This is a genomic window from Marivita sp. S0852 (assembly GCF_046591575.1).
Taxonomy (GTDB): Bacteria; Pseudomonadota; Alphaproteobacteria; order Rhodobacterales; family Rhodobacteraceae; genus Marivita.
The window spans coordinates 390,879-417,791 of sequence record NZ_JBIQWA010000003.1 but is presented as its reverse complement, the minus strand read 5'-3'; the positions used below and the strand labels follow the sequence as shown (position 1 = coordinate 417,791).

Annotated in this window: 30 protein-coding genes; 23 read left to right on the top strand and 7 right to left on the bottom strand. The window is 60.7% G+C overall.

The window, feature by feature from the left end:
* Positions 1–2 precede the first annotated feature (2 nt).
* From mltG to ACG74X_RS08400, 19 genes are all read left to right on the top strand, one after another.
* Positions 3–1,163: an endolytic transglycosylase MltG gene (gene mltG / locus ACG74X_RS08490; protein ID WP_411233970.1), complete on the top strand. Its 1,161-nt coding sequence runs from the start codon at positions 3–5 to the stop codon at positions 1,161–1,163.
* Positions 1,164–1,188: 25 nt separating this feature from the next.
* Entirely contained in the window at positions 1,189–1,932 is a 744-nt protein-coding gene (locus ACG74X_RS08485; protein ID WP_411233969.1) for a sulfite exporter TauE/SafE family protein, read from the top strand.
* Between the two features lie 453 nt (positions 1,933–2,385).
* Positions 2,386–2,568, top strand: a complete 183-nt coding sequence (locus ACG74X_RS08480; protein ID WP_411233967.1) for a hypothetical protein — start codon at positions 2,386–2,388, stop codon at positions 2,566–2,568.
* Between the two features lie 21 nt (positions 2,569–2,589).
* Positions 2,590–3,810, top strand: a complete 1,221-nt coding sequence (locus ACG74X_RS08475; protein ID WP_411234211.1) for a DNA-packaging protein — start codon at positions 2,590–2,592, stop codon at positions 3,808–3,810.
* A 268-nt stretch (positions 3,811–4,078) separates the two neighbouring features.
* Complete coding sequence (locus ACG74X_RS08470; RefSeq protein ID WP_411234210.1) at positions 4,079–5,251, top strand: phage portal protein; 1,173 nt, start codon at positions 4,079–4,081, stop codon at positions 5,249–5,251.
* A complete protein-coding gene (locus tag ACG74X_RS08465; protein ID WP_411233965.1) occupies positions 5,244–5,471 on the top strand; it encodes a hypothetical protein in 228 nt (75 codons plus the stop codon). The genes ACG74X_RS08470 and ACG74X_RS08465 overlap by 8 nt, the downstream gene beginning before the upstream one ends.
* 11 nt (positions 5,472–5,482) lie before the next feature.
* A complete protein-coding gene (locus tag ACG74X_RS08460; protein WP_411233963.1) occupies positions 5,483–6,025 on the top strand; it encodes an HK97 family phage prohead protease in 543 nt (180 codons plus the stop codon).
* Positions 6,026–6,053: 28 nt separating this feature from the next.
* Positions 6,054–7,235, top strand: coding sequence for a phage major capsid protein (locus ACG74X_RS08455; RefSeq protein ID WP_411233961.1), 1,182 nt, complete (start codon positions 6,054–6,056; stop codon positions 7,233–7,235).
* A gap of 170 nt (positions 7,236–7,405) precedes the next feature.
* The gene (locus ACG74X_RS08450) at positions 7,406–7,999 is read left to right on the top strand and encodes a head-tail connector protein (RefSeq protein WP_411233960.1); all 594 of its coding nucleotides are present in this window, start codon (positions 7,406–7,408) and stop codon (positions 7,997–7,999) included.
* On the top strand, positions 7,996–8,331 hold the full coding sequence (locus tag ACG74X_RS08445; protein WP_411233958.1) for a head-tail adaptor protein: 336 nt from the start codon (positions 7,996–7,998) through the stop codon (positions 8,329–8,331). The genes ACG74X_RS08450 and ACG74X_RS08445 overlap by 4 nt, the downstream gene beginning before the upstream one ends.
* Positions 8,328–8,738: a DUF3168 domain-containing protein gene (locus ACG74X_RS08440; RefSeq protein WP_411233957.1), complete on the top strand. Its 411-nt coding sequence runs from the start codon at positions 8,328–8,330 to the stop codon at positions 8,736–8,738. Before ACG74X_RS08445 ends, ACG74X_RS08440 begins: the two co-directional genes overlap by 4 nt.
* 36 nt (positions 8,739–8,774) lie before the next feature.
* On the top strand, positions 8,775–9,191 hold the full coding sequence (locus ACG74X_RS08435) for a phage major tail protein, TP901-1 family (protein WP_411233956.1): 417 nt from the start codon (positions 8,775–8,777) through the stop codon (positions 9,189–9,191).
* 3 nt (positions 9,192–9,194) lie between these two features.
* Entirely contained in the window at positions 9,195–9,515 is a 321-nt protein-coding gene (locus ACG74X_RS08430) for a gene transfer agent family protein (protein WP_411233954.1), read from the top strand.
* Positions 9,512–9,721: a rcc01693 family protein gene (locus ACG74X_RS08425; protein ID WP_411233952.1), complete on the top strand. Its 210-nt coding sequence runs from the start codon at positions 9,512–9,514 to the stop codon at positions 9,719–9,721. The genes ACG74X_RS08430 and ACG74X_RS08425 overlap by 4 nt, the downstream gene beginning before the upstream one ends.
* Complete coding sequence (locus ACG74X_RS08420) at positions 9,708–10,358, top strand: phage tail tape measure protein (RefSeq protein WP_411233950.1); 651 nt, start codon at positions 9,708–9,710, stop codon at positions 10,356–10,358. The genes ACG74X_RS08425 and ACG74X_RS08420 overlap by 14 nt, the downstream gene beginning before the upstream one ends.
* Positions 10,359–10,371: 13 nt before the next feature.
* Positions 10,372–11,004, top strand: coding sequence for a TIGR02217 family protein (locus ACG74X_RS08415; RefSeq protein WP_411233948.1), 633 nt, complete (start codon positions 10,372–10,374; stop codon positions 11,002–11,004).
* Positions 11,004–11,891 (top strand): DUF2163 domain-containing protein, encoded by an 888-nt coding sequence (locus ACG74X_RS08410; protein ID WP_411233946.1) that lies wholly within the window; start codon positions 11,004–11,006, stop codon positions 11,889–11,891. The genes ACG74X_RS08415 and ACG74X_RS08410 overlap by 1 nt, the downstream gene beginning before the upstream one ends.
* Positions 11,888–12,331: a peptidase gene (locus ACG74X_RS08405; protein ID WP_411233945.1), complete on the top strand. Its 444-nt coding sequence runs from the start codon at positions 11,888–11,890 to the stop codon at positions 12,329–12,331. Before ACG74X_RS08410 ends, ACG74X_RS08405 begins: the two co-directional genes overlap by 4 nt.
* Positions 12,332–12,336: 5 nt before the next feature.
* A complete protein-coding gene (locus ACG74X_RS08400) occupies positions 12,337–16,245 on the top strand; it encodes a glycoside hydrolase/phage tail family protein (protein ID WP_411233943.1) in 3,909 nt (1,302 codons plus the stop codon).
* A 274-nt stretch (positions 16,246–16,519) separates the two neighbouring features.
* On the opposite strand, the gene ACG74X_RS08395 is transcribed toward ACG74X_RS08400, so the two are convergent.
* Positions 16,520–16,858: a TraR/DksA family transcriptional regulator gene (locus tag ACG74X_RS08395; protein WP_411233941.1), complete on the bottom strand. Its 339-nt coding sequence runs from the start codon at positions 16,856–16,858 to the stop codon at positions 16,520–16,522.
* Positions 16,859–16,943: 85 nt separating this feature from the next.
* Here ACG74X_RS08395 and cysE point away from each other — a divergent pair, with 85 nt between their 5' ends.
* Positions 16,944–17,753, top strand: coding sequence for a serine O-acetyltransferase (gene cysE / locus ACG74X_RS08390; protein WP_411233939.1), 810 nt, complete (start codon positions 16,944–16,946; stop codon positions 17,751–17,753).
* 80 nt (positions 17,754–17,833) lie between these two features.
* Here the strand turns inward: cysE and ACG74X_RS08385 are convergent, their stop codons facing one another.
* The 4 genes from ACG74X_RS08385 to pdhA are packed head-to-tail and all read right to left on the bottom strand — an operon-like array spanning position 17,834 to position 21,844.
* Positions 17,834–19,120 carry a pyruvate dehydrogenase complex dihydrolipoamide acetyltransferase gene (locus ACG74X_RS08385; protein WP_411233937.1) on the bottom strand — a complete coding sequence of 429 codons (1,287 nt, stop codon included), beginning with the start codon at positions 19,118–19,120 and terminating at the stop codon, positions 17,834–17,836.
* An 11-nt stretch (positions 19,121–19,131) separates the two neighbouring features.
* Entirely contained in the window at positions 19,132–19,452 is a 321-nt protein-coding gene (locus tag ACG74X_RS08380) for a hypothetical protein (protein ID WP_411233935.1), read from the bottom strand.
* On the bottom strand, positions 19,449–20,831 hold the full coding sequence (locus ACG74X_RS08375; protein WP_411233933.1) for a pyruvate dehydrogenase complex E1 component subunit beta: 1,383 nt from the start codon (positions 20,829–20,831) through the stop codon (positions 19,449–19,451). The genes ACG74X_RS08380 and ACG74X_RS08375 overlap by 4 nt, the downstream gene beginning before the upstream one ends.
* Entirely contained in the window at positions 20,831–21,844 is a 1,014-nt protein-coding gene (gene pdhA, locus ACG74X_RS08370) for a pyruvate dehydrogenase (acetyl-transferring) E1 component subunit alpha (protein ID WP_411233932.1), read from the bottom strand. Before pdhA ends, ACG74X_RS08375 begins: the two co-directional genes overlap by 1 nt.
* Positions 21,845–22,124: 280 nt before the next feature.
* Between pdhA and ACG74X_RS08365 the strand changes: the two genes are divergently transcribed.
* The gene (locus ACG74X_RS08365) at positions 22,125–23,891 is read left to right on the top strand and encodes a type I secretion protein (RefSeq protein ID WP_411233930.1); all 1,767 of its coding nucleotides are present in this window, start codon (positions 22,125–22,127) and stop codon (positions 23,889–23,891) included.
* Positions 23,892–23,998: 107 nt separating this feature from the next.
* Here ACG74X_RS08365 and ACG74X_RS08360 read toward each other — a convergent pair whose 3' ends face one another.
* Together ACG74X_RS08360 and ACG74X_RS08355 are read right to left on the bottom strand one after the other, a co-directional pair.
* A complete protein-coding gene (locus ACG74X_RS08360) occupies positions 23,999–24,301 on the bottom strand; it encodes an FtsB family cell division protein (protein WP_411234208.1) in 303 nt (100 codons plus the stop codon).
* 148 nt (positions 24,302–24,449) lie between these two features.
* Positions 24,450–25,628, bottom strand: a complete 1,179-nt coding sequence (locus ACG74X_RS08355; RefSeq protein WP_411233928.1) for a phosphoglycerate kinase — start codon at positions 25,626–25,628, stop codon at positions 24,450–24,452.
* Between the two features lie 126 nt (positions 25,629–25,754).
* Here ACG74X_RS08355 and ACG74X_RS08350 point away from each other — a divergent pair, with 126 nt between their 5' ends.
* Positions 25,755–26,261: a peptidylprolyl isomerase gene (locus ACG74X_RS08350; protein WP_411233926.1), complete on the top strand. Its 507-nt coding sequence runs from the start codon at positions 25,755–25,757 to the stop codon at positions 26,259–26,261.
* Positions 26,254–26,802, top strand: a complete 549-nt coding sequence (locus ACG74X_RS08345) for a peptidylprolyl isomerase (RefSeq protein WP_411233924.1) — start codon at positions 26,254–26,256, stop codon at positions 26,800–26,802. The genes ACG74X_RS08350 and ACG74X_RS08345 overlap by 8 nt, the downstream gene beginning before the upstream one ends.
* Positions 26,803–26,913: the final 111 nt, after the last annotated feature.

The window sequence follows — 26,913 nt, the reverse complement described above, 5'->3', positions numbered from 1 at the left end:
TCATGTGGCGACACATTGCGTCTAACGCACTGACATTTCTGGTTGTTTTGGTGTTCCTGTTCGGCGGCGTACTGATCTGGGGGCAAAACCAATATGTCTCAGAAGGGCCGTTGACGCAGCCGATCTGTGTGCAGGTTGATCGGGGCAGCAACTTTCGGCGGGTGTCTGAAACGCTGGCCGAGGATGGGGCGGTGTCCAGTGCCGCGCTCTTGCGGATCGGAGCAGAGTATGCGGGCAAGACCGGCGATCTGAAAGCGGGATCGTTTCTTGTGCCGGAAGGTGCGTCGATGTCGGAGATTGTCGATATCGTGACCCGGGGAGGGGCGAGCACCTGTGGGACCGAAGTGGTGTACCGGATCGGAGTGACCCGCGCGACGGTTCAGGTGCGCGAGCTTGATCCGGCGACCGGGCGGTTTGAGGAACTGGTGGCGTTTGATCCGGCGGAGGCCGAGGCACCGGAGGCCTATACGCTGGTCAAATCCGAAGCCGATACGCGGTATCGCGTTGCCCTGGCGGAGGGTGTGACCAGCTGGCAAATCGTCGAAGAGCTTGGGCAGATTGATATTCTTGAGGGTGACGTGGCGGAGGTACCGGCCGAAGGGTCTCTGGCCCCAGACAGCTACGAGGTGAGTCCAGGCGAGCAGCGGAGCGCCCTGATTGCGCGGATGGCAGCGGCGCAGGATCAGATTCTGGCCGAAGCCTGGGCGGACAGGCAGGACGGATTGCCGTTGGAAAGCCCCGAGCAGGCACTGATCCTTGCGTCGATCATCGAAAAGGAAACCGGCACGGCGGATGAGCGGTTTCTGGTATCCAGTGTGTTTACCAACCGATTGCGGCAAGGGATGCGGCTGCAGACCGACCCGACCGTGATCTACGGCATCACCCGTGGCGAGGGTGTTTTGGGGCGCGGATTGCGGCAGAGCGAATTGCGGCGAGAGACGCCGTGGAACACCTATGTGATCAACGGCTTGCCGCCCACACCGATTGCCAACCCGGGGCGGGCGAGCATTGAGGCCGCGCTGAACCCGGATGAGACGCCGTATATCTTCTTTGTGGCCAAAACGCTGAACCCGGCGGACGGGCATAACTTTGCGGTAACCTTGGCCGAGCATAACGAAAACGTGGCGGCGTATCGGGCGCTGGAGGCGCAGCGGGACAATTGAACGCTGTGATTCGTGAGGGAGGGGTATGAGCCTGATCGAGCTTTTTGCCCTGAGCGCGGTGGTTTTCGGTCTGGCAGGAACGATCAAGGGATTGGTTGGTATTGGATTGCCGACCGCTGCGATCAGTTTGCTGACATTGACGGTGGAGCCTCGGGTGGCGATTGCTTTGACGCTTGCGCCTATGGTGGTTTCGAACGCGTGGCAGGTCTGGCAGGCGGGTGACATTGGTCCGGCCTTGCGGCGCTATTGGGTGTTTGCCGCTGTGCTTGCCGTCAGTATTTTTGCGACTGTTTCGATGGCGGCGGAGGTGTCGGACCGGGTGATTTTTCTGGCGCTTGGGGTGTCGATCGTTGCGTTTTCGATTGTCAATCTGAGGTTTGATGCCCCGGCCTTGCCGGATCGGTTTGATCGTGCGGGGCAGGTTGTGTTCGGGGGCATTTCGGGTCTTTTGGGTGGCCTTTCAGGGGTTTGGGGGCCGCCGCAAGTGATCTACCTGGCCGCACGGCGGGTGCCGAAGGACGAATTTGTGCGTGCGACGGGGATGCTGATTTTTATCGGATCGTTGCCGCTGTCGGCGGGCTACGTCATGGAAGGTTTGCTGACAGCCGAGCTTGCCATGATGTCGGTGTTTTTGATCGTGCCCACATTGCTGGGGTTTGCCATGGGCGCGCGGGTCAGGGCGCGCTTGTCGAACGCGCGGTTCCGGCGGGTTTTGCTGTATGTGTTCTTGCTTTTGGGGCTGAACCTGTTGCGCAAGGGTGTCTTTTAAGCACGGCGCGATGTGGTTTCAGAAAGATGAATCACTCTATTTTGTGGCTGGCTCATGGATGTTGTGCCGCAAATGCCGAGCCCTTGCCCGGATGTTAAGGCTGCGGGCGGTGCATTAGGGTTGTTTTACCGATTTTGCAGTCAATTGTTCCGTGCCTGCTAGGCATCTACAGACTGCGACATGTTTCGTGGCCTGCCGGTGCGTCAATGGACGGAGATCCATTCAGTACAGGAGGCGGGGACTGGGTGATACTCATAACTGCGGATGAAGACGGTAATGCGCTTGAGGCAGAGCGCGCTGCCATAGCGCAGGAATTGCGGGCCATTCGGGAGATGGTTGCGCGCCTGCGGGAAACGGTGGAGGCCGGGGAGTTGGGCCATTCGGGGGAGGCTGGCAAGGCTTTGACCGATTTGCGGACCTGGTTGAAACACGCCAAGGAAACGGAGGTGAACATTGTTCGACACCGCAGGGAAACTGCACGGATCAGCGGAAGCTACGGGCTCGACCTTGATGCGGCGCGCGATGTTGTCGGGTGCCGATTGGATCGCCTCCGCAGATGCTGCCGTGAAGGACGCATTTCTGAGTGAGTTGGAGCAGGTGCCGGGGGCGCTTTTGGCGTTGCCGTATCTGTTCTAGTTCTGGGCCCATCCGCATCAGCTGCCCCCTGAGGGGGACTGGCGCAATTGGGTCTGCCTTGGTGGGCGCGGCGCGGGGAAAACCCGCGCCGGTGCCGAATGGGTGCGCGCGCAGGTGGAAGGCGCGCGCCCGATGGATGCGGGGCGTTGTCGGCGCATTGCGTTGGTCGGTGAGACCATCGAGCAGGTGCGGGAAGTGATGATTTTCGGCGATAGCGGGATCATGGCCTGTTCGCCGCCGGACCGGATGCCGGAGTGGCAGGCGACGCGCAAGCGGCTTGAGTGGCCGAATGGCGCGGTGGCGCAGGTGTGCTCGGCGCATAACCCGGAGACATTGCGCGGGCCGCAGTTTGATGGGGCCTGGGTGGATGAATTGGCCAAGTGGAGGCGCGCGCAAGAGGCGTGGGATATGTTGCAGTTTACCTTGCGCCTTGGGGATGATCCGCGCGTGTGCGTGACGACAACGCCGCGCAATGTGGGCGTTTTGAAGGATGTGCTGGCCGCGCCGTCCACGGTTGTGACGCGCGCGCCGACCGAGGCGAATGCGGCGTATTTGGCTTCATCGTTTTTGGACGAGGTACGGGCGCGGTTTGCCGGGTCGCGGCTGGCGCGGCAGGAATTGGATGGCGATTTGCTGGACGAGGTGGAGGGGGCGCTTTGGCCGTTGGAGATTTTGGAGCGGTCGCGCTGCGAGGCTGTGCCGGAGTTTGACCGGATTGTCGTGGCGGTTGATCCGCCTGCCGGATCGACCAAGCGGTCGGATGCCTGTGGGATTGTCGTTGCCGGAGTGGTGACGGACGGGCCGCCTCAGGATTGGCGGGCGGTTGTGTTGGAGGATGCGTCGGTGCAGGGGGTATCGCCGCTTGTGTGGGCGCGGCGGGCGATCACGGCGGCAGAGCGCTGGGGCGCGCAGGCGGTGGTGGCCGAGGTCAACCAGGGCGGTGACATGGTGGAGACCGTGTTGCGGCAGGTTGATCCGATGGTGCCGGTGATCCGGGTGCATGCGTCGAAATCCAAGGGCGCGCGGGCGGAGCCTGTGGCGGCTTTGTACGAGCAGGGGCGCGTGGCGCATCTCGGTGTGTTTGATGCGTTGGAGGACGAGATGGGGCAGATGACGCGCGCGGGCTTTCAGGGAACGGGATCGCCGGACCGTGTGGATGCGCTGGTTTGGGCGTTGACGGATCTGGTGATTGCGCGGGCGGCGGAGTGGCGTCAGCCGCGTGTGCGTACGCTGGTGCGATGACCGTGCGGTGTACTTAACCCACGTTAACCTTTGATGGGTAGGTTGGTTTCATCGACGGAATGAGGCGCGGGACGGGGACGCGCAAGGGATTGGAAACAGATCAGCATTTGGGAGCACAGCCGCAATGGCGGGGACTGTGCGTGGGGATGCTGTGTCTGGGGAAGCCGGGGGCCTTTGGGGGCTTGGGTCTTTGGCGCGGCGCGGTTGGGCGGGTTCGAGAGACCTGTTCAACCGCGCTGGAAATAGAGAGATGCGAGGAGCGCTTGGCATGGTTTGGAATGTCTTTCGACGGGAACGTAAGGACGAAGGTGTGGCCGAGGCCAAGGCGAGTGCGACCGGGCCGCTTGTGTCCTGGCAGAACATGGGGCGCGTGGCATGGTCGGCGCGGGACACCGTGTCTTTGACGCGGACCGGGTTCACCGGGAATCCGGTGGGGTTTCGCGCGGTCAAGTTGATTGCGGAGGCGTCGGCGGCGGTGCCGTTGGTGTTGCAGGACGCGGAGCGGCGTTATGAGGTGCATCCGGTGCTGGACCTGTTGCGGCGTCCGAACCCGGCGCAGGGGCAGGCGGAACTGTTCGAGGCGTTTTACGGGCAGCTCTTGTTGTCTGGCGATGGGTATTTCGAGGCTGTTGGGGACGGTGCGCCGTCTGAGCTGCATGTGCTGCGGTCGGACCGGATGAAGCTGGTGCCGGGGCCGGATGGCTGGCCTGTGGCTTATGAGTACGGGGTCGGTGGCAAGGCGCATCGGTTTGCGATGGGCGACGGGGCGGCACCGATTTGTCATGTGAAGGCGTTTCATCCGCAGGACGATCATTATGGGCTGAGCCCGATGGTGGCGGCGGCGCAGGCTTTGGATGTGCATAACGCCGCCAGTCGCTGGTCGAAGGGGTTGCTGGACAATGCGGCGCGGCCGTCTGGGGCGATTGTGTATCGTGGAACGGATGGTGTGTCGGGCATGGGCACGGATCAATACGACCGTTTGGTCGATGAGATCGAGTCGCATCATATGGGCGCGCGGAATGCGGGGCGTCCGATGTTGCTGGAAGGTGGGTTGGACTGGAAGCCGATGGGGTTTTCGCCCTCGGACATGGAGTTCCAGAAGACCAAGGAAGCGGCGGCGCGCGAGATTGCGGTGGCGTTCGGGGTGCCGCCGATGTTGCTGGGCATCCCGGGTGAGGCGACCTTTGCCAATTATGCCGAGGCGCATCGGGCGTTTTACCGGCTGACGGTGTTGCCCCTGGTGACGCGGGTGTCGGCGGCGGTGTCGGTGTGGTTGTCGGGGCATGTGGGGCAGGATTTGGTTCTGAAGCCCGACTTGGATCAGGTGCCTGCACTGGCGACAGAGCGGGATGCGCAGTGGGCGCGGGTGTCTGGGGCGTCATTTTTGACGGATGCGGAGAAGCGGGCGTTGTTGGGATTGCCGGTGGCCAGCGATGAGTGAGGGACGTGTCGGTTTTGAAGCGTTTGACTGTGCGCCGGGGCTGAAGTTGGAGGCGCATGAGCGGGTGACGCAGTTGCGCTTCGAGGGGATCTCATCGCGGCTGGACCGGATCGAGGTGATGATCGAGCGGTTGGAAAAGCGGGTCTGGTTGGCGGTGTATGGCGTGGCGGCAGCGGTTTTGGCGGATTTCTTTTTGAAGTTTGTTCAGGTGACGCCATGAGGGAGATTGGGATGGATTTGGAACGGAAGTTTTGTTCGTTTGAGGCGGATGTAACGGTTGCGGATGGCTGTGTGATCGAAGGCTACGCGTCGCGGTTCGGGCAGTGTGATCAGGGCAATGATGTTGTGTTGTCAGGCGCTTATGGTGCGTCGTTGAAGCGATTGGCCGAGAGTGGGCGTGCGGTTAAGATGCTGTGGCAGCATGATCCGGCGCAGCCCATCGGGGTCTGGGACGAGGTGCGCGAGGATGCGACCGGGCTTTATGTGAAGGGCCGTATTCTGGACAGCGTCGAGAAGGGCCGCGAGGCGGCGGCACTGGTGGCGGCAGGCGCGATTGACGGGTTGTCGATCGGCTATCGCACGAAGGCCGCGACAAAGGACAAGCAGGGCCGCAGGGTTCTGACGGAACTGGAGCTTTGGGAGGTGTCGCTGGTGACGTTCCCGATGCTGCCCAGTGCGCGGGTGGCGGCCAAGGGGGAAGACCCCGAGGTGGCCGGGCTGCGGGAAGTGGCGTGCATGATCGAGGATGCGCGCCGGACATTGGTGGACGGCTAAGGGCCACTTTTAACACGGGAAAATGTGGATGAGTGAGACCGGGACAGAGTCGCGGATCGGGGAAGATGTGTCTCCGTTCACCCAGGTGGGGGCCGCGCTGGCAGGGTTGGTCGGCGATGTGCGCCGCCAGCGGAACGACTTCAATCGAAAGCTACAGGAACAGGAAGAGCGGATGACGATGCTTGATCGAAAAACAGCAGTGACCGGGCGACCGGCTTTGGCGGGCGGTGTGGCCCAGACGGATGTGCATTTTGAGGCGTTCGATGCCTATCTGCGCACCGGGGATGATGATGGTTTGCGTGGGCTGGAACTGGATGTGAAATCCATGTCGACCACGGTGAATGGCGATGGTGGGTTTCTGGTAGACCCTGTAACATCGGAGACCATTCAGGGTGTGCTGTCGTCGAGCGCGTCGATCCGGGCGGTTGCGTCTGTCGTGAATGTCGAGGCGTCGAGCTATGACGTGCTGATTGATCAGGGCAATGGCGGGGCCGGTTGGGCGGATGAGATTTCCGCGCGCACCGAGACAGGGACGCCGACGATTGATCGCATTTCGATCAAGCTGCACGAGTTGAGTGCGATGCCGAAGGCGTCTCAGCGTCTGCTGGATGATACGGCGTTTGACATTGAGACCTGGCTGGCGGGCCGTATCGCGGACACATTCGCGCGGGCCGAGGCGGGGGCGTTTATCACAGGCGATGGCCAAGACAAGCCGCGTGGCATTCTGAACCATCCGGCGGTCGATAACGATGTCTGGGTCTGGGGCAATCTTGGTTATGTGCCGACGGGTGTTGACGGGGGCATCGGCAACGGGGATGCGCTGATCGAGCTGGTCTATGCGCTGGGGGCTGAATACCGGGCCAATGCGACGTTTGTGATGAATTCCAAGACCGCTGGCGCGCTGCGCAAGCTGAAGGATGCGGATGGGCGCCATCTTTGGTCAGACGGCTTTACCAGTGGTGAGCCTGCGCGGTTGCTGGGCTATCCGGTGCTGATTGCCGAGGACATGCCGGACATTGGCACGGCTGAGGACGCGATTGCCTTTGGGGATTTTGGCGCGGGCTACACCATTGCCGAACGCCCGGACCTGCGCGTGTTGCGTGATCCGTTCAGCGCCAAGCCGCATGTGCTGTTTTACGCGACAAAGCGTGTGGGCGGCGATGTGAGCGATTTTGCGGCGATCAAGCTGCTGCGCTTCGCCACGGCCTAAGGGCTGATGGCGGAGATGGGCGGGGCAGTTTGCGGGCTGTCCTTCCCATGGGGCGCGCGCCGGTGACTGGCGTTGTCTAGCCGCTCTCCTCCGTCCGAGCAACGGCGGTGGCGCGCGTCCGACCCTTCCTCTGACCGAGGAACACGGGACAGGTTTGCGGGGAACATGAGATGTATTTGATTGAAGAAAGCCAGATACCGGACGCGGCTTTGCCCGTGGCACGGTTGCGCGACCATCTGCGGCTGGGCAGCGGGTTTACGGAGGACAGTTTGCAGGACGACCTGCTGGAGGGATTTCTGCGGGCGGCGATTGCAGCGGTTGAGGCGCGGACGGGCAAGGCGCTGATTGTGCGGGACTTTTTGTGCAGCTTGCAGCGGTGGCGGGATGTGACCGGGCAGGTGTTGCCGATTGCACCGGTGGGTGCGGTCAGCCAAGTGACGCTGGTGGATCGTTTTGGGGCGGGCACAGTTGTGCCGTCGGACCGGTATATGTTGGCGGTGGATTCCGAAGCGCCTTCACTGCGCCCGGTTGGAACGGTTTTGCCGCCGGTGCCGCAGTACGGCAGTGTTGAGGTGCGGTTCACAGCCGGGATGGCGGTGGCGTTTGGGGATTTGCCGGCTGATCTGGCGCAGGCGGTGATGCTTTTGGCAGCGCATTACTACGAATACCGGGACGAGACGGCGTTGAGTGCCGGGTGCATGCCCTTCGGGGTGAGCAGCCTGATTGCACGGTATCGTCCTGTGCGGCTGGGGTTCGGCGCATGAGCTGCCGTTTGACATCAAAGCTGGTGCTGGAGCGGTTGGTTGCTGTGCCGGATGGGGCGGGTGGGCAGCACGAGACCTGGGAGGCGTTGGGGACGCTTTGGGGTGAGGTGCGGCCCCGGACCGGACGCGAGAGTGTTGGCGAGACGGGGCAGGTGTCTGTGACCGGGTTTCGGATTGTGGTGCGGGCGCATCCGGTCGGGCATTCGGCGCGGCCTTTGCCCGAGCAGCGGTTTCGGAATGGCGAACGGGTGTTTCGGATCAACTCGGTCACGGAGGCGGACCCGGAGGCGCGGTTTCTGATGTGCATCTGTGACGAGGAGGTGGCGACATGAGTTACGCTGTGGCGGCAGCGTTGCAGGCCGGGGTGTATCAGGTGCTGCGCGACGATGCGGGTGTTGGGGATCTGGTGGGCAACCGGATTTACGACGCGGTGCCCAAGGGGCGGTTGCCGGATCTTTATATCGCGCTTGGGCCCGAGAAGGCTTTGGACGCGAGTGACAAGACCGGGCGCGGGGCGTGGCATGAATTCGCGGTGTCGGTGATCTCGGATGACGCGGGGTTTCAGGGGGCCAAAGAAGTTTCGGCGGCGGTGTGTGACGCGTTGATCGACGCAGACATGGCGTTGGAGCGCGGGCGATTGGTGGCGCTGAACTTCAAGCGGGCGCAGGCGCAGCGGGAAAAGGCAGGGCGACGGCGGGTCGATCTGATCTTTCGGGCGCGGGTGGAAGACGACGGCTGAGGCGTGTCGCAGGTTTTTTAGACAGGAGTGTGGGCGATGGGTGCTCAGAACGGGAAAGATCTTTTGATCAAGGTCGATGTGGATGGCAGCGGTACGTTTGAAACCTTGGCAGGTTTGCGGGCGACGCGGGTGAGTTTCAATGCGGAAACGGTGGATGTAACCTCATTGGAGAGCGAAGGTGGATGGCGTGAATTGCTGGCGGGGGCTGGCGTGCGCAGCGTCGGGATTTCGGGGGCCGGTGTGTTCAAGGACGCTGCCACCGATGCGCGGGCGCGGCAGATTTTCTTCGACAGTGAAACGCCGGGGTTTCAGGTGATCATTCCGGATTTCGGGATTGTCGAAGCGCCGTTTCAGGTGACGGGGCTGGAATATGCCGGGTCGCATAATGGTGAGGCGACGTATGAGCTGTCTTTGGCGTCGGCCGGGGCCGTGACCTTTACGGCGGCGGTGTAAGCGATGGCGAACCCCTGGCGTGGAGAGGTGACGTTGGTGATCGACGGAGAGCCGCGTGTGTTGCGGCTGACGCTGGGGGCGTTGGCCGAGTTGGAGGTCGGGCTGGGTGAGGCGTCTTTGGTCGATCTTGTGGCGCGGTTTGAAAGCGCGGCCTGCTCGAGCCGGGATGTGATGGCTTTGGTCGTGGCGGGCTTGCGCGGTGGGGGCTGGCAGGGCACGGCGCGGGATTTGTTGGCGGCCGAGATCGAGGGCGGGCCTTTGGGGGCCGCGAAGGTGGCGGCGGAGTTGCTGGCGCGGGCGTTCACGCCGGTGGGTGAGGCGTGAGCCGCTTTGACTGGCCGGGCTTGATGCGCGCGGGGATGCGCGGACTGGGGCTGACGCCTGACGATTTTTGGGCACTGACCCCGGCAGAGCTGCACTTGCTGATTGGCAAGGACAGCGGCGCATCCCCGATGCGGCGGGACGGGCTGGATGCGCTGATGGCGGCGTATCCGGACAGGACGAAAGGGACGGGTGATGATCGAGATTGAGGCGTTGGACGGGTTCGAGGCGCAGGTAGATGCGTTGAGTGAGGCGCTGGTCGGGGCGACCGGAATTGCGGGCGGCTTTCAAAGTGAAATGACGAAGGTTCGGGAGTCGCTGGTGCAGACCGGCAAGGGGGCCGCGAAGCTGGAGGGCGCGTTGAGCCGGGGGTTAAGTCGGGCGATTGATGGTGTGGTGTTTGACGGGATGAAGCTGTCGGATGCGCTGGGGGGGATTGCCAAGTCGATGATGTCGCAGAGCTATCGGTCGGCGGTCAACCCGGTGAAAGAGCATTTGAGCGGGATGGTGATGTCGGGGATCAGCAACTTGCTGCCCTTTGCCAATGGCGGAAGCTTTAGTCAGGGCCGGGTGATGCCGTTTGCGGATGGCGGAGTGGTGAGCGGGCCGACCACCTTTCCAATGCGCGGGGGTATGGGCCTGATGGGCGAAGCGGGGCCGGAGGCGATCATGCCGCTGGCGCGCGGGCCGGATGGCAAGCTGGGTGTGCGTGCGGGCGGCGGGGGGCGACCTGTGAATGTGGTCATGAACATCTCGACCCCGGATGTGCAGGGGTTCCGGCGGTCACAGAGCCAGATCGCGGCGCAGATGGGCCGGGTGATTGGCGCAGGTCAGCGCAACCTTTGAGGAGTTTTTTTTCATGCAGTTTCATGAGGTGCGGTTTCCGACGGCGTTGAGCTTTGGGTCCATTGGCGGACCTGAGCGACGCACGGATGTGGTGACGCTGGCGAGCGGGTTCGAGGAACGTAACACGCCCTGGGCGCATTCGCGCAGGCGCTATGATGCCGGAATTGGCTTGCGGTCGATGGACGACATTGACGCGCTGATCGCCTTTTTCGAGGCGCGGCGCGGGCAGATGTACGGGTTTCGATGGAAAGACTGGTCGGATTTCAAGTCGTGCAAGCCATCTGAAGCGGTGTCAGCGGCGGATCAGGTGATCGGCATCGGCGATGGTGTCGCGTCTGTGTTTCCTGTGGTGAAGGCCTACGCGTCGGGAGAGGCGGCCTATGCGCGGCCTGTGGTCAAGCCGGTTGCGGGCAGCGTGCGGGTGGCTTTGGACGGGGTGGAGCAAATCGAGGGTGACGATTTCGAGGTGGATACGTTGACGGGACGTGTCACGATTTTTGCCGAGCCTTTGGTGGGTGTGGTTGTTACTGCCGGATTTGAATTTGATGTGCCGGTGCGGTTTGACACGGATCGCATTCACACGTCTGCGGCGACTTTTCAGGCCGGTGATGTGCCGGATGTGCCGGTGATCGAGGTGCGGGTCTGATGGCGGGGTCTGAGGCGCTGAGCGCGCATTTGGCCACGGGGCTGACAACGGTTGCGCGGTGTTGGGAGGTGCGTCGCAAAGATGGGCGGCGGTTTGGATTTACGGATCATGATCTTGATCTGGCCTTTGACGATCTGACGTTTCGCGCCGATACCGGGATGTCGGCGGCCGCGTTGCAGCAGGGAACAGGGCTGGCGGTTGATAATTCGGAAGCGATTGGCGCGCTGAGCGATGCGTCGGTGACGGAGGCGGATATCGCGGCGGGGCGCTTTGACGGGGCGGAGGTGACGGCCTGGTTGGTGAACTGGGCCGATGTCGGGGCGCGCAAGGTGTTGTTTCGCGGATCTCTGGGCGAGATCACGCGGTCTGGCGGGGGGTTTTCGGCCGAGCTGCGCGGATTGACGGAAGTTTTGAACCGTCCGGTGGGGCGGGTGTTTCAGGCCCCGTGTTCGGCGGTTCTGGGCGACAGGGCGTGCAGTGTGGATCTGGACGCGCCGGGGATGAAGGCCCGGGCGACAGTGTCAGAGGTGACGGAGACCGGGGGCGTCGTGCTGTCGGTGTCCGGCGCGTTTGAGGCGGGGTGGTTTCAGCGGGGGCGGTTGAACGTGCTGGACGGAGAAGCGGTTGGGCTGTGGGCCGTTTTGAAGCGGGATGTGGTATTGGCGGACGGCACACGACAGGTCGAGTTTTGGGAACCGTTGCGGGCCCCATTGGACGTGGGAACGCAGGTCGAATTGGTTGCAGGCTGTGACAAGCGGTTTGAGACATGCCGGGCAAAATTCGACAATCTGGTCAATTTTCAGGGCTTTCCGGATATTCCCCAGGAAGAATGGATGTTGGTTCACCCAACACTGGCCCGCGCGCGTGACGGAGGGTCGTTGCGGTGACGGGGGCCGAGGTTGTGACGGTGGCCCGCTCCTGGATTGGGACACCTTATGTTCATCAGGCAAGTGTCAGAGGGGCAGGGACGGATTGTCTTGGGGTGTTGCGTGGCATCTGGCGACATCTTTTCGGCGAAGAGCCGGGTGATATCCCGGCCTATTCCCTCGACTGGTCGGAGCCGCAGAGGGACGAGGTGCTGTGGGCGGCTTTGGCGGACGCGCTGATTGGCAAAGATGTCGATGACGAAGATGTCGGCGATGTCATTCTGTTCCGGATGCGGGATCGGGCGGTGGCAAAGCATGTTGGCGTTCAGTCCCGGATCGGGGCTGATGCCGCGTTTGTCCATGCCTATCGCGGTCACGGGGTGGTCGAGACAGCGCTTGGATTTCCCTGGCGACGGCGCATCGTGGCGCGGTTTGCCTTTCCATTTGAACAAGAAGAGTAGGGCGTATGGCGACTTTGGTTCTTTCTGCCGCCGGGGCTGCGCTGGGTAGCAGCCTTGGCGGTTCGGTGCTTGGGCTTTCGATGACGGCTGTCGGGCGGTTTGCCGGGGCGACGTTGGGGCGCGCCATTGACCAGCGTATTCTGGGGGCTGGTGGGCAAACGATTGAAACCGGGCGGCTGGACCGGTTGCGGCTGAGCACTGCGGGTGAGGGGCAACCGATTGCGCAGGTCTATGGGCGCATGCGCGTTGGGGGGCATCTTATCTGGGCGACGCAGTTTGAAGAAACCGTGTCGAAATCAGGGGGTGGCGGCAAAGGGGCGTCGCGGCGTCCGACGGTCAAGGAATACAGCTATTCGGTGAGCCTGGCTTTGGCGCTGTGTGAAGGAGAGATCACAAGCGTGAACCGCATCTGGGCGGATGGTGCGGAAATTTCGATTCACGATGTCACCATGCGGGTTTATCCGGGAAGCTATGATCAGCCGGTTGATTCCAAGATGGAGGCGGTTGAAGGGATCGGTGCGGTTCCGGCCTATCGCGGGACGGCTTACGTGGTTCTGGAAGATCTGGATCTGGGGCGGTTTGGCAATCGGGTTCCGCAATTCAGTTTCGAAGTCACACGCCCTGTGCAGGACGATGCCGAGGATGTGCCGTTCAATCTGCGCGCGGTGGCGATGATCCCCGGCACCGGAGAGTATTCATTGGCGACCGAGCCGGTGAGCCTTGATTCAGGGGGCGGGCGGTCGCAGGTGGTCAATGTGAACAGCCCGTCGGACAGACCGGATTTCACAACATCGCTCAAGCATTTGCAGGATGAAATGCCCGATTGCGGAGCTGTGTCTTTGGTTGTGAGCTGGTTTGGCGATGATCTGCGCTGCGGTGCGTGCCGGATTGCGCCCAAGGTTGAGCAAAATAGCCTCGACAGCCCGGAGATGCCGTGGTCTGTGAGCGGTCTGGTCCGCACAGACGCAGGGCGGGTGCCCGAAGACGAGGGTCGGCCTGTCTATGGCGGCACGCCCTGCGATGCCTCGGTGGTTCAGGCCATTGCCGAAATGCGCGCCAACGGGTTGGACGTGGTTTATTACCCGTTCATTTTGATGGAGCAGATGCCGGGTAACGGGTTGCCTGATCCCTGGTCCGGCGGGGGAGAGCAACCGAAATTGCCCTGGCGGGGGCGGATCACCGCGTCGGTTGCGCCGGGACAAACCGGCGATGTGACGGGCACCTCTGTCATTGACGATGAGGTGGCGGCGTTCTTTGGAACGGTCGGGGTGCAGGACTTTGCGCTGGAAGACGGTGCGGTGGTTTATTCTGGGCCGAATGACTGGGGCTATCGGCGCTTTATCTTGCATCAGGCTTATCTTTGCGCGTTGGCCGGGGGTGTTACGGCGTTTTGCATTGGTTCTGAGATGCGCAGCCTGACCCAGCTGCGAGGGGCGTCGGGATTTCCGGCGGTCGATGCTTTGAAACAGCTGGCCGCGGAATGTCGTGCCATTCTTGGGGCCGACGTCAAGATCGGGTATGCGGCGGATTGGTCAGAGTATTTCGGCTATCATCCGGCGGATGACAGCGGTGATGTGTATTTTCACCTCGACCCGCTTTGGGCGGACGCAAATATCGATTTTATTGGCATTGATAATTACATGCGGTTGTCCGATTGGCGCGAGGGTGACGCGCATGCGGATGCGGATTGGGGGTCGATTTACAATCTTGACTACCTTGAAGCCAATGTCGCGGGCGGTGAAGGATATGATTGGTATTATCCATCGCAAGAGGCGCGGGATGTGCAAGACCGTATGGCGATCACCGATGGCGCGTATGGGGAGCCTTGGGTTTATCGCTACAAGGATATTTTGAATTGGTGGTCGCAGCCGCATCATAATCGGATCGGCGGTGTCAGACAGGCGACGGCGACGGACTGGGTGCCGCAATCAAAGCCGATCTGGTTTACCGAAATCGGCTGTGCCGCTGTCGATAAAGCAACCAATGAGCCGAATAAATTCCTTGATCCTAAATCGTCGGAGAGCACGCTACCTGCGTATTCAAACGGTCTGCGTGACGAGTTGATCCAGAGGCAATACCTGCGGGCGTTGACACGCTATTGGACCGATCCCGACAATAATCCGGTTTCGACCGTCTACAATGCACCGATGATTGATATGGACCGGGTGTTTGTCTGGGCGTGGGATGCGCGGCCTTACCCGTGGTTTCCCAATGTTGATGAAATGTGGTCAGACGGGCCAAATTACCGGCGCGGGCATTGGCTGAATGGTCGGGTGTCTGGGCGCACGCTGGCGTCGGTGGTGTCGGAAATCTGCGAAAGATCCAGTCTCACGGCCTATGATGTGAGCGATTTGCATGGGTTTGTGCGCGGATATCTGGCCCCCGATGTGGCCGATGCGCGCCGTGCGTTGCAACCGTTGATGATGGCGTACGGCTTTGATGCGATTGAACGCGACGGCCAGCTTGTGTTTCGCAATCGCAGCTCGGCGGGGATAACCGCGTTGGGTCGCGATGCGCTTGCCCTGCATGATGAACTGGGGTCCGAAGTGACGCATGCGCGCAGCTCGGCGGCAGAGATGTCGGGCCGGGTGCGCCTGAACTTTGTTGAAGCGAACGGCGATTATCGAAACATTGCCGAAGAATCCGTTCTGCCGGATGAAGAAACGCATGCGGTGGCCGAAAGCGAAGTGCCGCTGCTTCTGACGCGTCCCGAAGGACGGCAGGCCGTGGAGCGGTGGTTGGCCGAGGCCCGTGTTTCAAGAGATACGGTGCGGTTTGCCTTGCCATTGTCAAACGACAATTTGGGGGCGGGTGACGTGGTGGCGTTGGCGGGGGCCCAGGGGGATTTGACCGCGCGGATTGATCGTGTCGAGCTGACCTCGCATCAGCTGGTGGAGGCGGTGCGCATAGAGCCCGCAGTTTATCAGCCGGCGGACTTTCCCGATGATCCGACGCCGTCGCACCGGTTTGTGGCGAACGGACCGGTATTGCCGTTGTTCCTTGATCTGCCCTTGATGCGCGGTGACGAGGTGCCGCATGCGCCCTTTATCGCGGTCACAGCCGATCCGTGGCCGGGGGATGTTGCCGTCTATGATGCCGCCGAAGATGCCGGCTATGAGCTGAACACTGTGGTTCCGAGTGCGGCGACCATCGGGGTCACGATGAACGACATTAGACCGGCCCCGGCGGGGCTGGTGGATTATGGACATGCGCTTGAGGTGCGGCTGACCAGTGGCGTGTTGTCTTCGGTCGGGGAGGCCGGCCTGTTGGGCGGCGCAAACCTTGCGGCGATCGGAAATGGGGAACCCGGCGCGTGGGAGCTTATCCAGTTTCGCGATGCGCAACTAATAGAAGCGAACACATGGCGCTTGACGCATTTGCTGCGCGGTCAGCAGGGAACGGATGGCGTTATTCCGCCTGTATTGGAGGCGGGTGCGTATTTTGTGTTGATGGACGGCACGCCGCAGCAGATTGATTTTGCATCGGCCTTGCGCAATCAGACCCGCCATTTCCGGATTGGCCCGGCGCGGTCGTCGATTGATCATGCCGCCTATCGTCATCTGGACCGGACCTTTGGCGGAGTGGGGCTGCGCCCGTACCGTCCTGTGCATATGCGGTCGGAGTGGACCGACGACGATCTGACGGTCAGTTGGGTGCGGCGGGGGCGCAGTGATGCCGATACATGGGATTTGAGCGAGATCCCCCTTGGCGAAGACCGGGAGGCCTATCTTGTTCAGGTCACGGCGGCAGACGGGCGGCGTGTGCGGACTGTCGAAGTTGAGACCAGCACATGGCTCTACCCGTCCGAAATGCAGATGCAGGATGGGTTTGGCGCGGGCGGTCATATTGATGTGGCCCAGATATCGGCCCGCTACGGTCCGGGTCCTGCCGCGCGCGTGAGTATCGCGTCATGATCCCGGTGATTTACAACGATGTCCTTGCGGCTGTTGCCTGTGTGGCCGGGCAGCCGCCTGCACGGCGCATGTGTTTTGTGGCTGACCTTATCGGGCAGGCGCGGCAGGCCAATCAGTATCGGCACGATCATGGCGGGATACATCCCGACTGGGGCGATGGCAGCTTGATGTCAGCGGCCCGCCGATACGGGCTGCACGGAGACGTCGGGTTTCAGAGCGCGAATAGCCTTGATGCCTGGATCTGCGTTTTGTCGGGACTCGAGGCATCATTGGGTCAGCCGGATGCACAGCTGATACACCGCAAGGCGGTTGGATCAAGCTGCAATCGTTTGCGGGCAATCGGGTCTCCGCAATCGTCGCAGTAACCAAAGAGACCGCTGTCGATCCGGCCAAGTGCGGCCTGTAAGGCGCTGCGCTGTGCATCGCGTCTGGCTTGCGTCGCTTTGGCCATGGACTGGTTGAGCAACGCATCCTGGCGCGACAGCCTGCCAATGGCCTGTTGGTCCAGCGAAACGGTGGACTGACCGTCGCGTCCAAGGGCGTCTTCGCGGGCCAGTTCCTCTCGCCGTGACAGGATCAAAGATCGAAAGGCCGCTATATCTGCTTCATCCATGCTGCTGATCCACCTTATCACAGCTTTGCGTTTTTCCCTGTCCAATTTATCTGGTATAAACATCCCGTTAAAGGAGACAGACAGCATGGCAGAGACCCGCGCGAAACTTGCATCTGTGGACCCGGTTTGGGCCCGGATCGTCAAAGAAGCCGACGAGGCGGTCGCGAAAGAGCCGCTTTTGGGTGGTTTGATCCATTATTCGGTCTTGCACCACGCAAGTCTGGAGCGCGCACTGAGCTATCGCATCTCGCTCAAGCTTGCCAATGGCGAGATGACCGAGCAAATCCTGCGCGAAATCTGTGACGAGGCGTTCGAATCTGATCCCAATCTGGCGATGTCGGCCCGGGCGGACATCATGGCAGTGTACGAGCGTGACCCGGCCTGCCATCGGTTTTTGCAACCTTTGTTGTTTTTCAAGGGCTTTCAGGCAATTCAATGTTATCGCGTTGGCAACTGGCTGTGGCGGCAGGGGCGGCAGGATCTGTCGTATTTCGTGCAAATGCGCTGCTCTGAGGCGTTCGGCGTGGATATTCACCCGGCGGCCCGCATCGGCAAGGGCATCATGATTGACCATGCCCATTCCATCGTGATCGGCGAAACGGCTGTTGTAGGGGACAACGTGTCGATGCTGCATTCCGTCACTTTGGGCGGGACCGGCAAGGAAGAGGAAGATCGCCATCCCAAGATCGGCAACGGCGTGCTGATTGGCGCGGGGGCCAAGGTTCTGGGCAATATCCGTGTGGGCAATTGTTCGCGCGTGGCGGCCGGGTCTGTTGTGCTGGCCGAAGTGCCGCCATGCAAAACGGTTGCCGGAGTACCTGCGCGGATTGTCGGCGAAGCCGGCTGCGACCAGCCGTCGATGAGCATGGATCAGATCCTGCACTCCAGCGGATAAGCCTGGCGCGGGGTCGTTCCTGGGGTGTCTGCGAACGCCCACGGGATGACCAGGGGCAAGTCAGACCGCACCCGGTGGCGTCAGGCCAGCATCGCCATCGGATTTTCCAGATTATCCACAATCGCTTGCAGCAAGTTTGCCCCCAAGGCCCCGTCAATGACGCGGTGATCGACTGACAGCGTCATGGACATCATCGTAGCCACGGTCACTGCGCCATCATCCCCGACCACAGGTTTCTTCTGCCCGGCCCCAACCGCAAGGATGGCTCCGTGGGGTGGGTTGATGACAGCATCAAAGTTCTCAATCCCGAACATCCCAAGGTTTGAAATCGCAAAACTGCCGCCCTGATATTCATGCGGGGCAAGTTTGCGATCCCGCGCGCGGCCGGCCAGATCCTTCATTTCCGCAGACAGCGCAGAGAGCGACTTTTGATGCGCGTCTTTCAGCACCGGTGTGAACAAGCCCCCTTCGATGGCGACGGCCACAGCCACGTCTGATGGATCAAGTTGCAAGATACGATCCCCCGCCCACACCGCGTTCGCTTCTGGAACCTGTTGCAAGGCATTGGCGCAGGCCTTGATGATAAAGTCGTTCACGCTCAGCTTCACCTTGCGTGGCTCAAGCTGTGTGTTGATCTGCGATCGGAACGCCAAAAGATCGTCGATTTGCACCGACCGGCGCAGGTAGAAATGCGGGATGGATTGTTTCGCCTCGGTCAGCCGCGCGGCGATGGTCTTGCGCATGCCGTCCAGTGCCACTTCGGAATAGCTGCGATCTGCGTAGATCTTGGCGATTGCATTCGGATCGGCCTGCGCCACCGGCGCGGCAGCAGCCGGTGCCGGTGTGGCGGCTGCGGCTGCGCTGGCCATTGGGGCGTCTTGTGCGGAAACGCCTTCGACATCGGCCTTGATGATCCGGCCTCTGGGGCCAGAGCCGGTGATCTGGGCCAGATCAATCCCCTTGTCGGCGGCAATGCGGCGCGCCAGCGGTGAGGCAAAAATGCGATCCCCGGATTTGGCAATCGGGGCCGCAGCGGCAGGGTCCGGGACAGGGGGCGCGGCTTCGGGTGCGGCCTTCGCTACTGGGGCCGGTTCGGGGGCGCTGCCGATATCTTCGGCGCTTTCGCCGTCTTCCAGCAAGACCGCGATGGGATCGTTGACCTTCACGCCTTCGGTACCTTCGGCCACAAGGATCTTGCCGATCACACCTTCATCGACCGCTTCGAACTCCATCGTGGCCTTGTCAGTTTCGATCTCGGCAAGGATGTCGCCCGAGGACACGGCATCGCCTTCCTTCACAAGCCATTTCGCCAATGTGCCGTCTTCCATCGTTGGGCTTAAGGCGGGCATCAGAATATTGATCGGCATATCTTCGGTCCTCAATATTGGAAGGTGCTCGTGTTGCCACGCGCGCCTTCTTCCATTTCGATGCAACCTTCTAGAATCGAATAAGATCCGCCACTAAACTGTGCCACTTCAGCGCAATAACTGCGTGATTGAGCTGCGTATCGATCCCAGTTCGTCTTCAAAACGTTGTAGGAACTTTGTTCCATTTCGATGCAGCCATTGAAGATCATCGCGCTGCCTCCACTAATGTCGGCCACACTTTTGCAGTACTTTTCTACCGGATACCGAGGTGGATCTGCATAGAGGCTCGGAGCCAATATGCAAAAAGTGAAACCCAAGAGATATTTGTTCATCGGTAGCAGACCTTCTTTGCCGCCTCGATCACTTCGGCGGTGGTCACCAGCGCGTGTTTCTCCAGATTCGCCGCATACGGCATGGGCACGTCCTTGCCCGTCAGGTTCAGCACCGGCGCATCCAGATAGTCAAACGCACGCTCCATGATGACCGAGGACAGATGGTTGCCAATCGCTCCAACCGGCCAGCCTTCCTCGACCGTGATGCAGCGATTGGTTTTCTGCACTGACGCCAGCACCGTGTCATAGTCGATGGGCCGCAGGGTGCGCAGGTCGATCACCTCGGCCTCGATACCGTCGGACGCCAGCTTTTCAGCCGCGTCCAGCGCATAGGTCATACCGATGCCAAAGCTGACGATGGTCACATCCGCGCCTTCGCGCCACACGCGGGCTTTGCCAAAGGGCACGGTGTAGTCGTCGATCAGCGGCACATCAAAGGACTTGCCATAGAGGATTTCGTTTTCCAGAAAGATGATCGGGTTCGGATCGCGGATGGCGGTCTTGAGCAAGCCTTTGGCGTCCGAGGCCGAATAGGGCATCACCACCTTCAGCCCCGGAATATGCGCATACCACGCCGCGTAATCTTGGCTGTGCTGCGCACCCACGCGCGCGGCCGCCCCGTTTGGCCCGCGAAACACCATCGGTGCCCCCATCTGGCCGCCCGACATATAAAGCGTTTTGGCCGCGGAATTGATAATCTGATCAATGGCCTGCATGGCGAAGTTAAACGTCATGAACTCAACAATCGGACGCAGCCCGCCAAAGGCGGCCCCAACGGCAATGCCGGTAAAGCCATGTTCTGTGATCGGTGTGTCCATCACCCGGCGCGCGCCAAACTCGTCCAGCAGACCCTGACTGATCTTGTAGGCCCCCTGGTATTCGCCCACCTCTTCACCCATGAGAAACACGTCTTCATCCCGGCGCATTTCTTCGGCCATTGCGTCACGCAAGGCTTCGCGGACGGTCATCTGTTTGGTCTTTGTGCCATCCGGCCAGGGGGCTTCGGCTTTGGCAACCGCCTTGAGCGGAGTGGGATGGTCAAGCCCTGCGGCGGGCTGATCTTCCGAGCTTTGCGCCTTATCGGCCGGGGCCAGCTGTTGGGAGGGGGCAGAGGGTGTCGCGTCGTCCACGCTTTCGCCGTCTTCGATCAGCACGGCAATCGGCGTGTTCACAGGCACCGCTTCGGTGCCTTCGGCAATCAGGATCTTGCCAACAATACCTTCATCCACCGCTTCGAATTCCATGGTGGCCTTGTCGGTTTCGATCTCGGCCATGATGTCACCGGCGCTGACGGTATCGCCTTCCTTGACCAGCCATTTGGACAACGTGCCTTCTTCCATCGTGGGCGAAAGCGCGGGCATGAGAACTTCTGTCGCCATCACACGGCCTCCTCTGCGTAGATATCCGTCCACAATTCGTCCAGCGCGGGTTCCGGACTTTCGCGCGCGAAATCGGCGCTGGCGTTGACGATGGCCTTGATCTCTTTGTCGATGGTCTTGAGGTCGTCTTCCGTGGCGTGGTTTCCGGTCAGAAGCATCTCGCGGACATGGTCGATGGCGTCCCGTTCCTCGCGCATTTTCTGTACCTCTTCGCGGGTGCGGTATTTGGCCGGGTCCGACATCGAATGCCCGCGATAGCGGTATGTTTTGACTTCAAGAATATAGGGCCCGTTCCCGGCCCGGCAGTGGGCCACGGCCTTGTCGCCCGCGGCTTTCACAGCCAGCACATCCATCCCGTCCACCGCCTCTCCGGGGATGCCAAACGCCGCCCCGCGGGTGTGCAAATCCGGCGTCGAGGTTGACCGTTGCATCGCCGTTCCCATGGCGTACTGGTTGTTTTCAATCACAAACACCACCGGCAATTCCCAAAGCGCGGCCATGTTGAATGTCTCGTAAACCTGGCCCTGATTGGCGGCCCCGTCGCCGAAATAGGTAAAGGTCACGCGATCGGTGCCTTTATACTTGTCGGCAAAGGCCAATCCGGCCCCGATCGGAACCTGCGCGCCGACAATCCCGTGGCCGCCGTAAAAATCCTTCTCTTTCGAGAACATGTGCATAGAGCCGCCCTTGCCCTTGGAATAGCCCCCTTCGCGGCCCGTCAGTTCGGCCATCACGCCATTGGGGTCCATGCCACAGGCCAGCATATGCCCGTGATCGCGATAGGACGTGATGCGCTTGTCACCGTCGCTGGCGGCGGCCTCCAGCCCGACAACAACGGCTTCCTGGCCGATATACAGGTGGCAAAACCCCCCGATCAGCCCCATTCCATAAAGCTGTCCGGCTTTCTCTTCGAAGCGGCGGATCAACAACATGTCTTTGTAATATCTCGTCAAATCCTCGGTAGACACATTTGGTTTCTTTGCCGCCTTGGACGTGGTTTTGCGTGCCGCCATATCCGCCTCTCCCCGAGAAAACTGGTTTAGAGCTAAACCTTTTTTCAAGCCTACGATCATCTTCCGGCGGAACGCAAGGGGCGCGCGGCAAAGCATTGCCGATTCGCAGTTTGGCAACGTCGCAACGGGCATTTTGTCAAAACAATGGCACAGCGTTCACCCAACTGTTTTGACGCACCGTACAATTGTGACCCAAATTGGGCAGATTTAAGAAAATCTACAGACATCAGGGCGCAAATAAGGAGAGATTAAGGCCATTACAGCTTTCGGGACCATATTTATGCCAGAAATTTCCGCATTTGGATTCATGGGATCAACCGCATCGCAATCGCTGTTTGGGGCCAATGTTCTGGCGACGCGTTCAACACTGGAACAGGGCGGCGATTATGACCGCTTGATCGAGGAATTGGGCGTCGGATCGTTCCGGTATCCCGGCGGGTCTTTGACGGAACGGTATTTTGACATCACCGATCCCAATGCCACCGTCGTCACCGACCGCGATACCGGCGAAATGCGCGATTTCATCCCGTTGAACGACGCGCTGACCTATGCCGGAGAGCAGGGGTTGTCTGTCACCATTGTCATTCCGACGCGCAATCTTTTGTCCGATATAGTCGACACCAATGGGGACCGCTTTGCGGCAATAGACGAGGACGCGCTGCGCGGTTTTGTGAGGGACACGGTCTCAGGCGTGCATGGTTCGGCCGACATCGAAGCGTTCGAGCTGGGCAACGAATACTGGGGCAGCGGCCAGATGTCGTCGATCGAATACGGACGGTTGGCCAGCGAAATGGCGGTCATCGTGAATGATGAGCTCGACAGCCTGAATTCCGATGCGGATATCATTGTGCAATCCGGCACCAATTTCAACTTTGCAAGATTGTCAGCGGTCTACAGCGATGAGATGTCGAGCGAGGAGATACTTGCCGATCTAAACAGCAGCTATGGGCTAAATCTGGGGCAGGACAGTCTGTTCAGCTCGGGGGCGGTCAACTGGACCCATGTCGCCAATGAAATGATCCTGTCGGAATTCGACACAGCGGCCGAGCAGGCGGCTGTCGATCAGGTGGCGGTTCATGTCTATTCGCGCGGTCAGGTAAACGAGGGCCAGCGCAGTTTTTTCCTCAATGCCACCGATGACACCTGGGGCGAGCAGATCCCGGATGCGCAAATCTCGGTCACCGAATGGAACACGGCCGGCAACAGCAACGCGCTGGATCGCAACACCGATTACGGTTTGAACCAGTCGCACGAGATGCTGAACGTGATGGAAGAATTCCTCCGGTTCGATGTCGGGCAGGCGCATGTCTGGCCGTTGATCCAGAACACGCCGAACACGCTCAGCGTCGATAACGGCCAGGCCGATCTGACGCCAGGCGGCGCAATGTTCAACATGATGCAGGACGCACTGCCCGGCAAGACGGCGCTTGACCTGACCCCAGAGCGCGGCGCGGACACCGAAGTGGAAGAAAACGGCGTCGCCGTACACGGGTTCTGGGAACCGGACGAGCTTTTGTTTTATGTGGCCGCGACCGATCCGCAGGGGGCAGAGACCACAATTGATTTCTCGGGTCTGGTCAGTGACGTGGGTCGCGTGGAAATTTCGCGTCTTGGCGTGGCCGAAGGCGACGCTGTCGGCTCTAACCGGTCGGATGCTGTGGTGCAGGATCTGGACCCGGACGTTGTTATGCAGGGAACAGACCTGACAATCGCCATGACAGAGGGCGAAATCATGCAGGTTCGGATGTTCGGCTTTACCCCGTCACGCGATTTTCAATCCGTGATTTCAGAGGAATTTCCCGATGACCTGCCCCCCCCGATCATCGACGCTTTCACCGAAACAAGCGCCGAGGAGGCATCGCTTGTGGGACTGGACGCGGTGATTCCAACCGTCCCGTTCAATACCGCAGAAGAGGAATTTCTGGCGGCGGAAGAGGCAGCGGCGCTTGAGGATGCCAATGACACCGAGGCAGACGATGTCATGGGCGGCCTTGGCGATCTGATGGCGGCGTTGCCGTTTCTTGGTCTGCTTGCTGTCTTTATGTGACCGAGACATGTGGCAGCCAGACCGCAGCAGAGCAGCGGCGCGAGCATGGTTACCCATGGGTAACCGTTAATATTGTTAACCTTTTGCGCCGGTTTAATTGCGCCGGTCTAGCGCACGACAATCTCGTCAGTGCGGATCATGCCCAGCATGTCTCTGGTGCGTTCGTCCAGCAGATCAAGATCCAGATAGGTGTCCGACAAACGCCGAGTGAGGTTTTCCATCCGCGCCACTTCGACTTTCAGCTCTTTTAACTCTGCCTGAAGATCGCGCGTTTCAACCACGATTTCCGCCCGCCGAAAGACGCCATAATCGCCTTGTACGGCGGCGAATACAAAATAAGCCCCTACACAGAAAGACCCTGCAAAGAACAAAAGGCCTCCGAGGGCCGGACGGGTGCGGTTTTGTGTCATCATCTGCCTCGATCACGTTTCTTGATGAACGCGTGCCGGTAAACTGACATAGCAACATCGCGGATGGAATTGGGTGTGGTGCAAAGACCCGGATTCTGGGCGTGTTTCCGCAAACCTGTGTCTTTCGGGAGTCGTTGGCGGCAGGGTGCTAGCGCTCCAACGCGGCGACACCGGGCAGGGTTTTGCCCTCCATCCATTCCAGAAACGCACCTCCCGCCGTTGAAATATAAGTGAAATCATCCGCGACACCCGCCTTGTTCAGCGCCGCAACAGTATCGCCGCCCCCGGCGACCGAGATCAGTTTGCCGGCCTGGGTTTGGGCGGCGGCATGGGCGGCGGCGGCGTTTGTTGCGGCATCGAACGGGGGGATTTCGAACGCGCCAAGCGGGCCGTTCCAGATCAGCGTCCGGGCGCGATCAAACCCCTGGCAAATGCGCGCCACGCTATCGGGGCCCGCATCAAGGATCATGGCGTCGGGCGGGCAATCTTTGGCGTTAACAATCTCCGACGCGGCCCCTTCTTCAAATCTGCGTGCGATCACAACATCGGTGGGAAGCAATATTTCGCAGCCGGTCTGCGCCGCTTTGTCCGCAATCGGCCGGGCGGTGTCTGCCAAATCGTGCTCACAGAGCGATTTGCCCACGTCGACCCCCTGAGCCGCAAGAAAGGTGTTCGCCATGCCGCCGCCAATCACCAACATATCGACCTTTTCAATCAGGTTGGACAGCAAATCCAGTTTGGTCGACACCTTCGCCCCGCCCACCACTGCGATAACCGGGCGTTCGGGCGTGCCAAGCGCGGTGTCCAATGCGCGCAGTTCGGCCTCCATCAGCCGTCCGGCGCAAGAGGGCAAAAGCTCTGCCACTCCGGTGGTCGAGGCATGCGCGCGATGCGCTGCCGAAAACGCATCGTTGCAGAACACGTCTCCAAGTGCTGCCAGAAACTGGGCAAATTCAGGATCATTGGCCTCTTCCAGCGGGGAAAACCGGGTGTTTTCCAGCAACACAACGGCATCCATGGGCAATGCGTCGATCTGGTCGCGGGACGGGTCGTCGACAAATGTGACAGCCCGGCCAAGTGCGGTTTCAAGCGCGGGGAGGGTTATGCGCAGGCTCATCTCGGGCACTGGTTTGCCCTTGGGCCTGCCGAAATGCGCCAGCAGGATCGGCGTGCCGCCTTTGGCCAGAATATCGGTGACAGTCGGCACAATGCGGGTGATCCTTGTGGCATCCGTGACCCCCCCGTCATCGACCGGCACATTGATGTCGACCCGCGTGAGCACGCGCTTGCCGGTCAGGTCCATGTCATCGAGCGTTTTCCAGGCCATGTGTCCCTCCAGTTCAGGTTTTGTGGGTGTGATGGCGGGGCAAGGCGCAGAGGTCAATGCAGTCCTTGGCAATCGCGCTGTCCCGCCTTAAGTCTTGGCGCAACGATTTACGCAAAGGAGTGCGGCATGGCCGACATCAAAGACCCCGAAAACACCATCCTGATCGAGCTGAAAGATGGCACTGTCACCATCGAACTGCTGCCGGATGTGGCCCCAAAGCATGCCGAACGGATGAAAGAGCTTGCGCGCTCCGGCGCGTATGACAATGTCTGTTTCCACCGCGTGATTGACGGGTTCATGGCGCAAACCGGGGATGTGGAGCATGGCGATATGGAAGACGGGTTCGACATTCGCCGCGCCGGAACGGGCGGATCTGATCTGCCCGATCTGCCCGCGGAATTTTCAAAACTGCCACATGACCGCGGTACTCTGGGTGCGGCACGGTCGCAAAACCCGAACTCTGCCAATTCGCAGTTTTTCATCAATTTCTCGGACAATCATTTTTTGAATGGTCAATATACGGTCTACGGCCGCGTGGTGTCGGGCATGGATCATGTTGATGCGATCACCCGTGGCGAGCCGCCAGCGTCCCCGGACCGGATGATTTCGGTGAAGGTGGCGTCTGATGCGTAAACTGGCCATCGCGTTCACAGTATTGGCGTCGCCAGCACTGGCCAGTGGGTTGCAGATCGAAGTGGCCGGAGAGGCCAATGGTACGGTGACCATCGACCTGTTCGAAGATGTTGCGCCGAACCATGTGGCGCAGATCACCGAGCTGGCCGCTGAGGGGGCGTATGACGATGTGGTCTTTCACCGGGTGATTGACGGGTTCATGGCCCAAACCGGCGATGTCAAATTTGGCAAGATCGACAGTGGTGACATGCGCATGGCTGGACGGGGTGCATCGGATCGGCCCGATATTGAAGCCGAATTTTCCGATATACCGTTTGATCGCGGGGTTGTGGGCATGGCGCGGTCGCAAGATCCGGATTCTGCCAATTCGCAGTTCTTCATCATGTTCCAGGAAGGTCATTTCCTGAACGGCGATTACACCGTGGTCGGTGCGGTTACTGACGGCATGGACGTGGTGGACGCCATCAAACGCGGTCAGGGGCGCAATGGCGAGGTGGTTGGCCAACCGGACAGGATGGCCGAGGTCACCGTTATAGAGTGACATCCCAGCTGCGGCCTGCCGGGCCGCACGCAACCGTGCATCAATCGCTTTGTCGGGCTTGTGGCGCTGGGGTCTCTTGTGGATCAGCGATCCGCGATGTGGCTGCGTCAG